Annotated in this window: 15 protein-coding genes; 3 read left to right on the forward strand and 12 right to left on the reverse strand. The window is 64.1% G+C overall.

All coding sequences use genetic code 11. The features are described from left to right. Position 1 precedes the first annotated feature (1 nt). The 8 genes from ABLE71_RS00745 to coxB all read right to left on the reverse strand — a co-directional run bounded on the left by ABLE71_RS00745 (position 2) and on the right by coxB (position 6,536). Positions 2-766, reverse strand: a complete 765-nt coding sequence (locus tag ABLE71_RS00745) for an SURF1 family protein (protein ID WP_348781473.1) — start codon at positions 764-766, stop codon at positions 2-4. Next, positions 763-1,140, reverse strand: a complete 378-nt coding sequence (locus ABLE71_RS00750; protein WP_348783615.1) for a DUF983 domain-containing protein — start codon at positions 1,138-1,140, stop codon at positions 763-765. Before ABLE71_RS00750 ends, ABLE71_RS00745 begins: the two co-directional genes overlap by 4 nt. 121 nt (positions 1,141-1,261) lie before the next feature. Beyond that, positions 1,262-2,152 carry a cytochrome c oxidase subunit 3 gene (locus ABLE71_RS00755; RefSeq protein WP_348781474.1) on the reverse strand — a complete coding sequence of 297 codons (891 nt, stop codon included), beginning with the start codon at positions 2,150-2,152 and terminating at the stop codon, positions 1,262-1,264. 1 nt (position 2,153) lies between these two features. Then, on the reverse strand, positions 2,154-2,780 hold the full coding sequence (locus ABLE71_RS00760; protein WP_348781475.1) for a cytochrome c oxidase assembly protein: 627 nt from the start codon (positions 2,778-2,780) through the stop codon (positions 2,154-2,156). Positions 2,781-2,786: 6 nt separating this feature from the next. Then, on the reverse strand, positions 2,787-2,942 hold the full coding sequence (locus ABLE71_RS00765; protein WP_348781476.1) for a hypothetical protein: 156 nt from the start codon (positions 2,940-2,942) through the stop codon (positions 2,787-2,789). Positions 2,943-2,946: 4 nt separating this feature from the next. Next, positions 2,947-3,885, reverse strand: a complete 939-nt coding sequence (locus tag ABLE71_RS00770; RefSeq protein WP_348781477.1) for a heme o synthase — start codon at positions 3,883-3,885, stop codon at positions 2,947-2,949. A gap of 94 nt (positions 3,886-3,979) precedes the next feature. Beyond that, positions 3,980-5,638 carry a cytochrome c oxidase subunit I gene (gene ctaD / locus ABLE71_RS00775; RefSeq protein ID WP_348781478.1) on the reverse strand — a complete coding sequence of 553 codons (1,659 nt, stop codon included), beginning with the start codon at positions 5,636-5,638 and terminating at the stop codon, positions 3,980-3,982. A 31-nt stretch (positions 5,639-5,669) separates the two neighbouring features. Continuing rightward, entirely contained in the window at positions 5,670-6,536 is an 867-nt protein-coding gene (gene coxB, locus ABLE71_RS00780) for a cytochrome c oxidase subunit II (RefSeq protein WP_348781479.1), read from the reverse strand. Between the two features lie 367 nt (positions 6,537-6,903). Here coxB and ABLE71_RS00785 point away from each other — a divergent pair, with 367 nt between their 5' ends. From ABLE71_RS00785 to ABLE71_RS00795, 3 genes are all read left to right on the forward strand, one after another. After that, complete coding sequence (locus ABLE71_RS00785; RefSeq protein ID WP_348781480.1) at positions 6,904-7,431, forward strand: invasion associated locus B family protein; 528 nt, start codon at positions 6,904-6,906, stop codon at positions 7,429-7,431. Positions 7,432-7,698: 267 nt separating this feature from the next. Then, complete coding sequence (tldD, locus tag ABLE71_RS00790; protein ID WP_348781481.1) at positions 7,699-9,114, forward strand: metalloprotease TldD; 1,416 nt, start codon at positions 7,699-7,701, stop codon at positions 9,112-9,114. Positions 9,115-9,239: 125 nt separating this feature from the next. Next, on the forward strand, positions 9,240-10,238 hold the full coding sequence (locus tag ABLE71_RS00795; protein WP_348781482.1) for a GSU2403 family nucleotidyltransferase fold protein: 999 nt from the start codon (positions 9,240-9,242) through the stop codon (positions 10,236-10,238). A gap of 28 nt (positions 10,239-10,266) precedes the next feature. Here ABLE71_RS00795 and ABLE71_RS00800 read toward each other — a convergent pair whose 3' ends face one another. The 4 genes from ABLE71_RS00800 to dxs all read right to left on the reverse strand — a co-directional run bounded on the left by ABLE71_RS00800 (position 10,267) and on the right by dxs (position 14,748). Further along, entirely contained in the window at positions 10,267-11,508 is a 1,242-nt protein-coding gene (locus ABLE71_RS00800; protein WP_348781483.1) for a class I SAM-dependent RNA methyltransferase, read from the reverse strand. Next, positions 11,505-12,266 (reverse strand): TlyA family RNA methyltransferase, encoded by a 762-nt coding sequence (locus ABLE71_RS00805; RefSeq protein ID WP_348781484.1) that lies wholly within the window; start codon positions 12,264-12,266, stop codon positions 11,505-11,507. The genes ABLE71_RS00800 and ABLE71_RS00805 overlap by 4 nt, the downstream gene beginning before the upstream one ends. A 50-nt stretch (positions 12,267-12,316) precedes the next feature. Further along, positions 12,317-12,598 (reverse strand): hypothetical protein, encoded by a 282-nt coding sequence (locus ABLE71_RS00810; RefSeq protein WP_348781485.1) that lies wholly within the window; start codon positions 12,596-12,598, stop codon positions 12,317-12,319. Positions 12,599-12,831: 233 nt separating this feature from the next. After that, a complete protein-coding gene (gene dxs, locus ABLE71_RS00815) occupies positions 12,832-14,748 on the reverse strand; it encodes a 1-deoxy-D-xylulose-5-phosphate synthase (protein WP_348781486.1) in 1,917 nt (638 codons plus the stop codon). Positions 14,749-14,819 lie beyond the last annotated feature (71 nt).

A 14,819-nucleotide genomic window follows, 5' to 3' on the forward strand; every position in this document is an offset into this window, starting at 1 on the left:
CTCAATGTGAGAAGGGAGGGTTGGCGCGCTTCCTCGATCGCCACCACGCGACGCCCATAACGGCGACCAGCGCGGCGGCGAGGCCGTACCAGGTGACGGCATATTGCAGGTGGCTGTTGGGCAGGTCGATCAGGGTGACGCCGCCGACCGGATAGCCGCCTGGATTGGGTGTATCGCCGGCATCGATGAACACCTGCACGACCTCGGCCCCGGCGCGCAAATTGGCGCTCCTCGCCATCGCGTCGCGATCCTTCCAGTAGAACACGTTCCTGGCGGGGTCGTTGTCGGGCACCAGCGAGGAAGGCTTTGCCTGCAGGGGGTTGCGCGCCAGGCCGTTGACGGTCACCTCGCCCTCGACCTGGCCGGACGGGCGTTTCGACGGGTCCTTCAGGCCGTAGGGGACGAATCCCCGGTTGATGAAGACGAAGCGGCCGTCTTCGAGTTCCAGCGGCGTATAGACGAAGAAGCCTGACTGCCCTTTCCAGGTCGCCAGGAAGTGGCGCTCGCCGCCGTGACGGAAGATGCCCGTCACCGTTGCCGGCATGTAGTCGACGTCGCCGATCGACCTGTGGAGCGCCTCGATCTCGGCGAGCGGCAGAGGTGCGGCGGTCCTGCGCGCCTCGATCGTGGCAAGCAGGCCCTCCTTCCACTGCAGGCGCTGAACCTGCCAGGTGCCGAGCGCGAGCAATGTGACGAAGGCGAAGAGGCCGAGCACGGCGAAGAGCCAGGGGAAGCGGCCTGGCGCGGCTGCGGCGGCACCGCTCATTGATCGACCCGGCCCTCGGCAGCCTTGTTGGCGTATTGCAACGTGACGAGAACTCCCTTGACCAGGCGCAACGCGCCCAGGCTGAGCACCACCGTCAGCGGAATCCACATCGTGAAGTGCACCCAGAGCGGCGGATTGACGTTGACCTCCATCCAGAGCGCCAGGCCAACGACGATGAAGCCGATGATCAGGATGACGAACACGGCAGGCCCGTCGCCTGCATCGGCGAATGAATAGTCGAGGCCGCACTTGTCGCAGCTCGGCGCGACGGTCAGGAGGCCCGAGAAGAGCTTGCCCTTGCCGCAGCGCGGACAGCAGCCTTTCAGGCCGGCCGCGATGGGCTCGATCGGAGGGAAGCCGCTGTTGTCGTTCAATTCCGTCACTTGGGTTATCGCCGCCCGCGTTCAAGCGTCGACTATGCGGCGCAATCCTGCCAGAAAAAAGTCGGCCGCGTCGCCGCGACCGACTGTCTAAATAACACAGCTTCGGCGAACGTCAGTGCCCGGCTGCGATGGTCGCGCCAGCCGAGGCCCAGACGTAGACCGAGGCGAAGAGGAACAGCCAGACCACGTCGACGAAATGCCAGTACCAGGCGGCGGCCTCGAAGCCGAAATGCGCCTTGGGCGTGAAGTCGCCGCCGATTGCGCGGATGAGGCAGACGATCAGGAAGATCGTGCCGATCAGCACGTGGAACCCGTGGAAGCCGGTCGCCATGAAGAAGGTCGCGCCGTAGATGGAATCGTGGAAGCCGAACGGCGCGTGCACGTATTCGTAGGCCTGCACGATCGAGAAGAGGATGCCGAGACCGACGGTGACGGCCAAGCCGTTGACCAGGCCCTTGCGGTCGCCGTGGAGCAGCGCGTGGTGTGCCCAGGTGACGGTGGTGCCCGACAAGAGCAGTATGATCGTGTTGTAGAGCGGCAGGTGGAAGGGATCGAGCACCTCGATGCCCTTGGGCGGCCAGACGCCGCCGGTGAAGGCGGCGCGGGCGTATTGCGCGGCCTCGCCAGGAAAGAGGCTGGCGTCGAAGAAGGCCCAGAACCAGGCGACGAAGAACATCACCTCTGAAGCGATGAACATGATCATGCCGTAGCGCATGTGCAGCGACACGACCTTGGTGTGGTGACCTTCGTGGCCTTCCTTGATGGTGTCCGACCACCAGGAGAACATGGTGTAGAGCACGATCGCGAGACCGATGAAGAACAGCCACGGCGTGGCAATGTTCAGGCCGAAGAGATGGAACTCGTTGCCCTTCATGTACTGCATCCAGGCGACGCCGCCGATCGCCATGACCAATGCGCCGACCGAGCCGATAAACGGCCACGGGCTCGGGTCGATGATGTGGTAGTCGTGTTGCGGTTTTGCGTGAGCGTTTGCGTCCGCCATGTCAGCCCCCGAGATTGCCGTCGGTGTTGGTGGGTATTGCCTCGGCCTGCGGCGCGGCGGCCACGGGCTTGTCTTCCGCGATCGGGAAGAAGGTGTAGGAAAGCGTGATCGTGTTGATGTTCTTCATTTCAGGCAAGTCCGCGATATCGGGGGCGACATAGAACACGACTGGCATATCGAGCGTTTCGCCCGGCTTCAAGGTCGTGTCGGTGAAGCAGAAACACTCGACCTTGTTGAAGTAGGAGCCCGCAATCTCCGGCGTCACGTTGAAGGTGGCGCGGCCGGCGGTCGGCGTGGCGAACAGATTGGACGCGGTATAGTGCGCCTGCGCCGTCTCGCCGATCTTGATCGTCACATCGCGGGCGACGGGCTTAAAGTCCCATGGCAGGCCGCCCGAGACATTCGCATCGAAGCGGACGGTGATCTTGCGGTCCAGCACGCGGTCGGAATACTGCTCGACGCGCTGCGTCGTGCCGCCATAGCCGGTGATCTGGCAGAACATGGCGTAGAGCGGCACGGAGGCGTAGGCCATGCCGACCATGCCGCCGAAGAAGGCGAGACAGAGGCCGGCGACGAGCCGGTTCGAGCCCTGCCTTTTCAGATCGGCTAGTGTCCTGTCCTCAGCCATCGCCGCTCACATGGGCCTGTCGAGAATGCCGGGGCCGAACTTCACGATCGTGGCGATGTAGAAGATGACGACCAGCGCGAAGAGGCCGATGGCGATCGCGACCGAGCGGCTGCGGCGCGCCTTCTTCTGGCTCTCGGTGAGCGTGACGAACTCCTGGTCCATGGCCCTAGACGCCTCCCGCCGCGAGGATGCGCCCGGCGAGCGCGTCGGCGAGATAGGCTGCGAAGATGCCGAAGAGGTAGAGGATCGAGAAACCGAAAAGCGCCTTCTCGGCTTTCATGGTGGGGTCGTCGAGCGGGGCAGCAAGGACGCTTGCAGCGTAGATCACGAAACCCGTCCCGAGGATGGTGGCCGCCGCGCCGTAGATTTCGCCGGTGTAGCCGAGCACGAAGGGAACGACGCCGACCAGCGCAACAATGAGCGCGTAAGTGAAGATCTGCCGCCTCGTCGAGGCAGGACCCACGACATTCGGCATCATCGGGATGCCGGCGCGCGCATATTCGCCGGACTTGTAGAGCGCCAGCGCCCAGAAATGCGGCGGCGTCCACAGGAAGATGATGAGGAAGAGGATAACGCTCTCGAGGCTGACCGTGCCGGTGGCGGCGGCCCAACCGATGACAGGCGGGAAGGACCCGGCGGCGCCGCCGATGACGATGTTCTGCGGCGTCCAGCGCTTCAGCCACATCGTGTAGACGACGGCGTAGAAGAAGATGGTGAAGGCGAGCAGGCCGGCGGAAAGCCAGTTCACCAGCACGCCGAGCGTCAAGACGGACAGCGCCGACAGCACGAGGCCGAAAACCAGCGCTTCGCGCGGCGCGATCCTGCCTTTCGGAATGGGCCTTGCCTTGGTGCGCGACATCAAGGCGTCGATGTCGGCGTCGTACCACATGTTGAGCGCGCCGGACGCGCCGGCGCCGATGGCGATCGACAGGATGGCGACGACGGCGATGAAGGGGTTCAGCGTGACCGGAGCCGCGACCATGCCGACGAAGGCCGTAAAGACGACAAGCGACATCACCCGGGGCTTCAACAGCTCCAGATAATCGCCGGCCGTCGCCTCGGAGAGGCCGGCATCGTCGAGAACGGTCTTGTCCAAAAGGGTCATGCTACTCGGCAGTCACTCTTCAGTTCCTATCGCGTAAAAAACTTCCGTTTTGACCGGACGCCGCCGGTTTCCGGCGGCGTCGATCCTGTTCAGCCTACTTGATCTTGGGCAGTTGCTCCCACTGGTGGAAGGGTGGCGGCGAAGGCAGCTGCCATTCGAGCGTCGTCGCCCCCTCGCCCCAGGGATTGGCGCCTGCGATGCGCTTCTTCGAGAAGGCCTCGAAGAGGCCGAACAGGAAGACGAGCATGCCGAAGCCCGAAAGGTACGAGCCGTAGGACGAGACCATGTTCCAGCCGGCAAAGGCGTCCGGATAGTCGATGTAGCGGCGCGGCATGCCGGCAAGGCCGAGGAAGTGCTGCGGGAAGAACACCAGGTTGACGCCGACGAAGGTGACCCAGAAATGGGTCCGGGCGATGAACGGCGAATACATGTAGCCGGTCATCTTCGGGAACCAGTAGTACCAGGCCGCGAAGATGGCGAAGACGGCGCCGAGCGACAGCACGTAGTGGAAGTGCGCCACCACGTAGTAGGTATCGTGCAGCGAGCGATCGAGGCCGGCGTTCGCCAGCTGGACGCCGGTGACGCCGCCGACGGTGAACAGGAAGATGAAGCCGATCGCCCACAGCATCGGGGTGCGCATGGAGATCGAACCGCCCCACATGGTGGCGATCCAGGAGAAGATCTTCACGCCGGTCGGCACCGCGATCACCATGGTGGCGAACACGAAGTAGCGCTGCGTGTCGAGCGACAGGCCGGTCGTGTACATGTGGTGCGCCCAGACGACGAAGCCGATCGCGCCGATCGCGACCATCGCATAGGCCATGCCGAGATAGCCGAACACGGGCTTCTTCGAGAAGGTCGAGACGATGTGGCTGACGATACCGAAGCCCGGCAGGATCAGGATGTAGACTTCCGGGTGGCCGAAGAACCAGAACAGATGCTGGAACAGGATCGGGTCGCCGCCGCCCTCCGGAGCGAAGAAGGTGGTGCCGAAATTGCGGTCGGTGAGCAGCATGGTGATGCCGCCCGCCAGAACGGGGAGCGACAGCAGCAGAAGGAAGGCGGTGATCAGCACCGACCAGGCAAAGAGCGGCATCTTGTGCAGCGTCATGCCGGGCGCGCGCATGTTGAAGATGGTGGTGATGAAGTTGATGGCGCCGAGGATCGACGAGGCGCCGGCGAGATGAAGCGACAGGATCGCGAGGTCCATCGCAGGTCCCGGCTGGCCTGAGGTCGACAGCGGCGGGTAGATCGTCCAGCCGCCGCCCACGCCGTATGCTCCCGGCGCGCTCGGCACGAAGGCCGAGAGGATCAGAAGCAGGAAGGCCGGCGGCAGCAGCCAGAAGGAGATGTTGTTCATGCGCGGGAACGCCATGTCCGGCGCGCCGATCATGATCGGCACCATCCAGTTGGCGAAGCCGCCGATCAGCGCCGGCATGACCATGAAGAAGATCATGATCAGCGCGTGCGCGGTGGTGAAGGCGTTGTACATCGACTTGCCGCCGTCGATCGCGGCGTCGCCGTCCAGACCGTAGACCATGGAGGCCAGGCCGGTGAAAATCTGGATGCCGGGTTCCTGCAGCTCCATGCGCATGACGATCGAGAGCAACGCGCCGATGATGCCGGCGCAAATCGCGAAGATCAGGTAGAGGGTGCCGATGTCCTTGTGGTTGGTGGAATACACCCAGCGAGCCCAGCCTTTGGGCCGGTGATCGTGGTGGTCTTCGTGATGGTGGGTTGTCGCGCCTGCCATGGTCCGTTCCCTGATTTCTGCCCGCCTGACGTCAGTTGCCGGCGACTGTGACCGACCCGCCACCGTCGACCGCCGCCATCAGCGCCTTGTTCGCGCCGTCGAGGTCGGTTTTGGCCGCCGCCAGCCAGGTTGTGTATTGCGCGTCGTTCACCACGCGAATGGCGATCGGCATGAAGGCATGGTCCTTGCCGCAAAGTTCGGAGCACTGCCCGTAATAAAGGCCTTCCTTGTTGGCCCTGAACCAGATCTCGTTGATGCGGCCCGGCACCGCGTCGGTCTTGATGCCGAAGGCCGGCATCGCGAAAGCGTGGATCACGTCGGCCGCCGTGACGAGCACGCGCACCATCGTGTTGACCGGAACCACCATTTCATTGTCGACCGCCAGGAGGCGCGGATAAATGGCGCGGTCTTCCTTTCCGGCGGCAGCGCGGTCGGCGTCAGGCATCATCGCCGAATTGAAGGAAAGCGGCTCCTCGACCTGATACTCGTAGTCCCAATTCCACTGGTTGCCGGTCGCCTTGACCGTCAGCTTGGCTTCTTCCCCGGGAGTGTACTGCGCGGTCAGGAGTTGGAACGACGGCACAGCCAGGAACAGAAGCACGACGACCGGGCCGACCGTCCAGATGACCTCGATCAACGTGTTGTGGCTGATGCGCGACGGCGTCGAATTGACGCTGGCGCGGTATTTCAGGATGCACCACGCAAGCAGGAACAGGACCAGGAGCGTGATCGGGATGATGAACCAGAGCGTGTATTTCTCGAACCATTCGGTCTGCGCCATGATGTCGGTCGCAGCCGGCTGGAAACGCGTCTGCCAGGGCGTAGGCTGTGCAGCGTAGGCACCGGCGCTGGCAAGAAAGGCGGCGATGGCGCCAGCCGATGAAAGAAGTCTTCTCATAGACCTGTCCGTCTCCCAATCGCGTGCCGGCAAACGGCAAACCCGCACCAGATCCCGACCGGCCCCCGCGGGAATCCCATCGGATGCCTTGGCTGGTTCAAACCATACTCTCTTTCCTATCGCAAGGAAGGAGCGGAGCAAACCGTGCGGCATTTTTGCGCGATGTTCCGGCGCGCACCCGGCGCCAGGCAAAACGACGGTTGCCTTGACAACATGCGCGGCCGAACCGTCGCCCGCCGTCGCAATTAGGGCAAATTTCCACGTGAAAAGCAGCGAAACCGACGCTTTCCGGAGACAGGAAGCGGCGCAATCCTACTAATCGCGGATGTCCCGGCATATCATGCCCGTGATTCGCAATGGAGCCGCCATGAAATCGGGGCCTGGAAAAACCTTCATCAAGGTTGCCTTTGCCGCAATAGCGGCTCTGGCCCTGCCCGGCCTCGTGCAGTCCAGCTGGGCGCAGCAGAACGGCTCCGTTCGGTCCACGCACGGTTCGTGGTCGATCATCTGCGACACGCCGGCGGGCGCCAGTTCCGAGCAATGCATCATGATGCAGAACGTTGTCGCCGAAGACCGCGCGGACCTTGGCCTGTCCGTCGTTATCCTGAAGACCGCCGACCGCAAGGCCGAGATCATGCGCGTGCTGGCTCCGCTCGGCGTGCTGCTGCCGACCGGCCTCGGACTCTACATCGACAAGAAGGACAACGGCCGCGCCTATTTCAAGCAGTGCTTCGCGGACGGCTGCTACGCGGAGGTCATCCTCGAACAGCAATTGCTCGACACGCTGAGGACCGGCAAGGAAGCCACCTTCATCGTGTTCGCGACGCCTGAAGAAGGCATCGGCATCCCCGTCGACCTTGCCGGCTTCGGCGATGCTTTCGACGCGCTGCCTTAGGGTCCGCCGATATTCAGGTGAGGCCGGCCTGCAACCGGCGGTTTCTGCGCTTCCGGTGCTCACGTACCCAAATGTACGCTCCGCTCCGGTTCTCGAAACCCCCCATTTTCGACTCCGCCTGACCTGAATCTCGACAGACCCGACCGAGGCCGCCGTTTTCTCTTTTCGCGCTTTGGTTTCATCGCTCAGAGTGCATAGCATCCGCTGCACTGGATTGGGCGAGCGCAAAATCCTAGATAGGGAGCAATCCCTATCAAAGGCCGCGCCATGACAAAATCCCTGACCTCCCTGTTCGACTGCTCCGAGGAGCGCCTGAAGGAACTGGTATCGGAAACGATCGCCGGCGCCGACGACGGCGAGCTTTATCTCGAAAGCAGCGAGAGCGAGTCGCTGATGTTCGACAACGGCCGGCTGAAAACCGCGAACTACAGCACCGACCAGGGTTTCGGCCTGCGCGCGGTGGCCGGCGAAGCGGCAGGCTACGCGCATTCGAGCGACCTTTCGGAAGCGGCGCTCAGGCGCGCCTCGGATGCCGTTTCCGCGGTGAAGAGCGGCTACTCCGGCACGTTGGCCGACGCGCCGACGCGCACCAACCGCCATCTCTACAGTGACGAGAACCCGATCGGCTCGCCGTCGTTCGAGGAAAAGGCGAAGCTGCTGCAGGAGATAGATGCGCATCTGAGGAACGCCGACCCGCGCGTGCGCCAGGTGACGGCTTCGCTTGCCGCATCCTGGCAGCATGTCGAGATCGTGCGCGGCGATGGCCAGATCGTGCGCGACATCCGCCCTCTGGTGCGCCTCAACGTCTCTGTGGTTGTCGGCGACGGCGACCGGCAGGAAAGCGGTTCGTTCGGCACCGGCGGCCGCAAGGGTTTCGCCGAGTTCCTTGCCGAGGACAGTTGGAAGCACGCCGCCAGCGAAGCGCTGCGTCAAGCGCTGGTGAACTTGAGGGCCGTGCCGGCGCCGGCAGGCACCTTCGACATCGTGCTTTCATCGGGGTGGCCGGGCGTCATGCTGCACGAGGCGGTAGGTCATGGGCTGGAAGGCGACTTCAACCGCAAGAAGACCTCGGCCTTTGCCGGACTGATGGGTCAGCAGGTCGCCGCCAAGGGCGTGACCGTGGTCGACGACGGCACGATAACCGAGCGGCGCGGCTCGCTGACCGTCGACGACGAAGGCACGCCGACCAACCGCAACGTGCTGATCGAGGACGGCAAGCTGGTCGGCTACATGCAGGACCGGCAGAACGCGAGACTTATGGGCGTGAAGCCAACCGGCAATGGGCGGCGCGAAAGCTATGCGCACCAGCCGATGCCGCGCATGACCAACACCTACATGACATCGGGCGACATGGACCCCCAGGAGATCATCGCCTCGGTGAAGAACGGCGTCTACGCCGTCTCCTTCGGCGGCGGACAGGTCGACATCACATCAGGCAAATTCGTGTTCGGCTGCACCGAGGCCTACATGATCGAGGACGGCAAGGTGACCCAGCCGATCAAGGGCGCGATGCTGATCGGCAACGGGCCGGACGCCATGCACCGCGTCTCCATGGTCGGCAACGACATGAAGCTCGACAATGGTATCGGCATGTGCGGCAAGGCCGGACAGGGTGTGCCGGTCGGCGTCGGCCAGCCACATCTGCGCATGGACCAGATGACGCTGGGCGGGACAAGGGTCTGATCGGCCCGAGAGCGCAGGTAAGCGCATCCAAGCCCAGGATTGCCGTTTCAAGTTACAGACAGAATTCGCTTTGTGTCTGTAACTTCGCATGTTACAGACACAAGGCTTGAATTTGTCTGTAGACCATGAAAACGCTCGATCCAACCGTTCAAACTCTCTACCAAGATCTCGTCCAGCAGGTCCATGTACCTCGGGAGCAGTTCGGCTCTGTCTATGTGCGCAGGGTCAAGGGCACCGAGTATGCCTACCTCAAGAACCCGGTCGGGACAGTGCGGCGTGACATTTTTCTGGGCAGGACAGACGATGATGCAACACAGCGAAGGGTCAACGCAATTCAACTCGAATCAAGGCGGGCAAGATCGCGCCGCTGGATTGTTCGAGCCTTGAAAAGTGCCGGTATCCCCTCGCCATCCGACGCCCTTGGAGCAGTGCTGGACGCATGTGCCGATGCGGGCTTGCATCGACACGCCGTTTTGGTCGGAACCGCAGCTTACCAGTGCTACTCGGCCATTATAGGTGTTACCCTGCCCGGTTCCTCGATGATGACGAAGGATGCCGATCTGGCAACGGCATCCCTGGCCATTTCCGGCATTGAGGCGAGCGACACGATGGAAATAATTCTGCGTCGCGCCGATCCGACGTTTGCAGCTGTTCCCGGTCTCGATCCGCAGAGTCTTCCTTCGCATTTTCGATCCGACAACGGTTTCGTGGTCGACCTGCTTACGCCGCAGCTACGACGGACCGATCCGAATCCACTTCCGCTAAAGAACCTGCAAGCCGGAGCGACCCCGCTGCAGCACCTGCGCTGGCTCATAGACACTCCAATCCCTGCGGTGGCCCTTTTCGGTTCGGGTGTCCCGGTTGCAGTCCCGGCACCCGCACGCTTTGCTATCCACAAGCTGATCGTTGCCCAGAAGCGCACGCACGACCGGCCGAAGCGGGGCAAGGATCTACGACAGGCGCACGCGTTGATCGAAGCGTTGCAGACAGCCGATCCTTGGGCTTTGGTTGACGCGTATGAAAGCGCGTGCGCAGAGGGAGCGCAGGGTTGGAAAACCCCCATAACCAGATCGCTGCGGGAACTCCAGATCGACCCGGCCCGTCTGGCTTTGCCACCGAGTTGACACGAGCCCGGCCCTCCTACCAAGCAAACTAGCGCCGGCTTCTCGGCTTCTCCAGCAAGGCCACCGCCTCGACATGGGGCGACCAGAGGAACTGATCGATCGGGGTGACGCTCTTCACCCGGTAGCCGCCCGCGACGAGGATCGCGAGGTCGCGCGCCAGCGTTCCCGGATTGCATGAGACAGCCGCGACTAACGGCACGTCGGAGCGGGCGATCTGCTTCGACTGGTCTTCCGCGCCGGCGCGCGGCGGATCGAAGACAAGCCCATCGAAGGCGTTGAGTTCCTTGAAAGTCAGCGGACGGCGGAAGAGATCGCGGCGTTCATGGGTGACGCGCCTGAGGCCGGACGTCTGCCGGAAGCCGCGGTCGAGCGCGGCAAGCGCGGCGGCGTCGCCCTCCACCGCATGAACCTCGGCCTGTTTTGCGAGCCGCAGCGCAAAGCTGCCGCAGCCGGCGAAGAGGTCCGCGACCTTCTTTGCGCGGGAGAAATGGGCAACGACCAATTCCGCCATTGCCTGCTCGGCGAAGGCGGTCGCCTGCAGGAAGGCTCCCGGCGGGATGGGAACGGCTGCGTCGCCGAAGAGGACCGCGGGCTTTCTCGGCTCGACGACGATCTCGCCGTCGACGGAGAGCCGCGCGAAGCCTTGCCTGACGACGAATTCGGAGACGATGCGGCGCTTGCCCTCGCCGAGCTTGCCAGTGCCCTCGGCGGCGATGTCGAGGCCGGAGTCCGTCGCCGTGACGGTCATGTGGAAAGGCTGCGGCGTCGCCGAAATCATGCCCGCCATAACGCGCAGGCGATCGAGCGCCGAGACGATTTCGGGAACCGAAATCGGGCATTCGGCGATGTCGACGATCTCGTTCGACAACGCCTTGTTGAATCCGAGCATTGCGCCATGCTCGCTCCTGCGGGCGGAAAAGGTGACGCGCCGGCGTGTTCCGGGCGCGCAAGGCACGATGTCGGTGACCTCGGCGTCTATCCTACCGGCGTGCAGAGCCTGCACGACCTTCTGGCGCTTCCAGCCGAGATAGGCCGGTTCAGCAAGATGCTGGATCCCGCAACCGCCGCAGACGCCGAAATGCCGGCAAGGCGGTTCGACACGCTGGGGCGAGGCAGAGCGGATGGCGATGAGGTCGGCGCGGTCCTTCACGCGTGCGGCGGTGATGATCTCGCCTGGCAGCGTGTACGGGATGAAGACGGGGCCGGTCTCGGTATCGGCGATGCCGTGCCCTTGCGCGCCCAGGCGCGCGATCTCGAAGGGGGCGCTCACCGGTCTTTTATCCCGGCCAGCAGGAATTCGCGGTTGCCGTCGCCACCCGCGACCGGCGACGGGCAGGTGCCGAGCGCGCGCCAGCCAGGCTGAGCGTCGAGCCAAGCCCGAAGGTTCTCGGCGATGCGCGGGCCTTCCGCGGGGTCTTTCAGCATGCCTCCCTTGCCGATCGCGTCGCGGCCAGCCTCGAACTGAGGCTTCACCAGGAATACGCCCGTCGCACCTGGTGCGGCGAGCGCCAGGGCGGGCGGGAGCGCCAGCTTCAGCGAGATGAAGCTGACATCGCAGACGAGAACATCCGGGACGCTACCGAGATCGGCGGCGGCAAGGTCGCGCGCGTTGAGCCCCTCGATGACGGTGACGCGCGGATCGTCCCGAAGGCTCCCGTCGAGCTGACCGTGGCCAACGTCGATCGCCGTCACGTGCGCGGCGCCGCGCTCGAGCAGAACCTGCGTAAAGCCGCCGGTGGAGGCGCCTATGTCGAGCGCCTGGCTGCCGGCCGGATCGAAACCGAAATGGTCGAGGCCGGTGATGAGCTTCAACGCCCCGCGCGAAACGTAGCGGGCCGCGGGATCGTCGACGCCGATCTCGCTCGATGCCGGGACGGCGTGGCCGGGTTTGGCGACAACCGCGCCATCGACGGTGACCGCGCCGCGTTCGATGGCGTCACGGGCGCGCGAGCGGGTCGCATAAAGGCCGCGGCCGACGAGAAGTTCGTCGAGCCGGACGCGGTGTTCGGATTTCTGGGCTGCGGCCATGGCCTTCATTGGAGAAGGACCGGCGCGAAGGCAAGCAATTCGGTGACAGTTCAGAAAGTGGCAGGCGCCGCAATCCAGCGGTCGGTTGCCCGCGCCATGCCTTCGGGCGGCTTGTCCGTCGCGGCGTTCATGTCGGTCGTGCCCATCACGACATCGTCCTGCACGACAACCATCATCGGCTTGGAGTCGAAGTCAAAGCCGCCGCGTATGTCGCCGATCTTGGCGGCGACGATGGCGATCACCGCCTCCTCCAGCTTACGGTCGTAGCGGGACTCGGCCGTCGCCGGCCCCACCAACGCAATCGCCGATGCTGCGCAAACCAGCGCTTTCATCCCGCCAAATTCTCCCTGCCCACTGCATCCGCCCGAAAACCGGAGCCGGTTTTCGGTAAGCACGATGCAGCCGCTTCAACGCGCCAGCGCGTCCTTCGTGCGTCCGAAGACGCACGGCGCGCTAGAGAGAACCGCTATCAGGTCAGCGCTAAGAAACGGCCAAGAGACAGGGTAAGCAATCTGCCAAAGGGCAGCGTAAACAGAGAGTTAGCGAAGCGACCCTGCGTTAACCATCAAGCGGTGGCGGCTTGATCGGCGACGCGGCCAAGCGTGGCAAAGACGGTCCTGACGATTCCTGTCGAGTCCAGGCCGGCATCGACATACATCTTCTCGGGTTTGGCGTGGTCGGTGAAGGCGTCGGGCAGCACAAGCGGGCGCACCTTGAGACCGGTTTCCAGCAGGCCCTGATGGGCAAGGAAATGCAGCACCTGGGCGGCGAAGCCGCCGATTGCGCCCTCCTCCACCGTGATCAGCACCTCATGTCCGCGGGCAAGACGTCGGACAAGATCCTCGTCCAGCGGCTTGGCGAAACGCGCATCGGCAACCGTGGTCGAAAGGCCGGCGGCGGAAAGCTCTTCCGCCGCGAGCAGGCAATCCTGCAGCCGCGTGCCGAAGGAGAGCAGCGCAACCTTGCTGCCTTCGCGAAGCACGCGACCCCTGCCGATTTCGAGCACCGAGCCGCGCTCGGGCATGTCGACGCCGACGCCGTTGCCGCGCGGATAGCGGAAGGCGATCGGACCTTCGTCATACTCGGCGGCCGTTCGCACCATGTGGCGCAGCTCCGCCTCGTCGCCCGCCGCCATCACCACCATGCCGGGCAGGGAAGCCAGGAAGGTGGTGTCGAAGGCGCCGCAATGGGTCGGGCCGTCGGCGCCGACGAAGCCGGCGCGGTCGATGGGGAAACGCACCGGCAGCCTCTGGATCGCAACGTCGTGAACGATCTGGTCGTAGCCGCGCTGCAGGAAGGTCGAATAGATGGCCGCGAAGGGCTTCAGCCCCTCGGACGCGAGGCCGGCGGCGAAGGTGACGGCGTGCTGCTCGGCAATGCCGACATCGAAGGTGCGCGACGGGAAAATCTCGCCGAACAGATCGAGCCCGGTGCCGGACGGCATGGCGGCGGTAATCGCAACGATCCTGTCGTCACGCGCGGCCTCGTCGATCAGGCTGTCGGCAAAGATTTTCGTGTAGGCGGGCGCGTTGGCCGGCGGCTTGGCCTGCGCGCCGGTGATGACGTCGAACTTGTTTACGCCGTGATATTTGTCGCTCGCCGCCTCCGCCGGAGCATAACCCTTGCCCTTCTGGGTGACGACGTGGATGAGCACCGGCCCGTCGATCGTATCGCGAACGTTCTTCAACACAGGCAGCAGGTGTTCGAGATTGTGGCCGTCGATCGGGCCGACATAATAGAAGCCGAGTTCCTCGAACAGCGTGCCGCCGGTCCAGAAGCCGCGCGCAAATTCCTCGGAACGGCGTGCCTTCTCCTGCCAGAATTTCGGCAGCTTCCTGGCCAGCTGCTTGGCCGTCTCACGCATCGACCGGTAGGCGCGGCCGGAGACGAGCCGGGCAAGGTAGGCGCTCATCGCGCCGGCCGGCGGGGCGATCGACATGTCGTTGTCGTTGAGGATGACGATCAGCCGCGCGTCGAGCGCGCCGGCATTGTTCATCGCCTCGTAGGCCATTCCGGCCGACATCGCGCCATCCCCGATGACGGCGATGACATTGTTATTGCCGTGCTTGAGATCGCGTGCGACCGCCATGCCGAGGCCGGCGGAGATCGAGGTCGACGAATGTGCGGCGCCGAACGGGTCGTATTCGCTTTCGGCCCGCTTGGTGAAGCCCGAGAGCCCATCCTCGGCGCGCAGCGTGCGGATGCGGTCGCGGCGGCCGGTGAGTATCTTGTGCGGATAGGCCTGGTGGCCGACGTCCCAGATCAGCCGGTCATCAGGCGTATCGAAAACATGGTGCAGCGCGACCGTGAGCTCTACGACGCCGAGCCCGGCGCCGAGATGGCCGCCGGTCAGCGACACGGCGTCGATCAGCTCGGCGCGCAGCTCGTCGGCAAGCTGGGGCAGGTCGCTTTCGGGCAGGAGGCGGAGGTCCGCGGGAACCTTCACCTTGTCGAGCAGCGGGGTTTGCGGTCTGGAGTTCACTCGGTCGGGCAACCTTTTTCGATGACAATCCTGGCGCTGATAGCCTTGCGGCGCATTTCCGACCGAATAGG

The organism is Mesorhizobium sp. KR9-304, from assembly GCF_040049215.1.
Classification (GTDB): Bacteria; Pseudomonadota; Alphaproteobacteria; order Rhizobiales; family Rhizobiaceae; genus Mesorhizobium_K.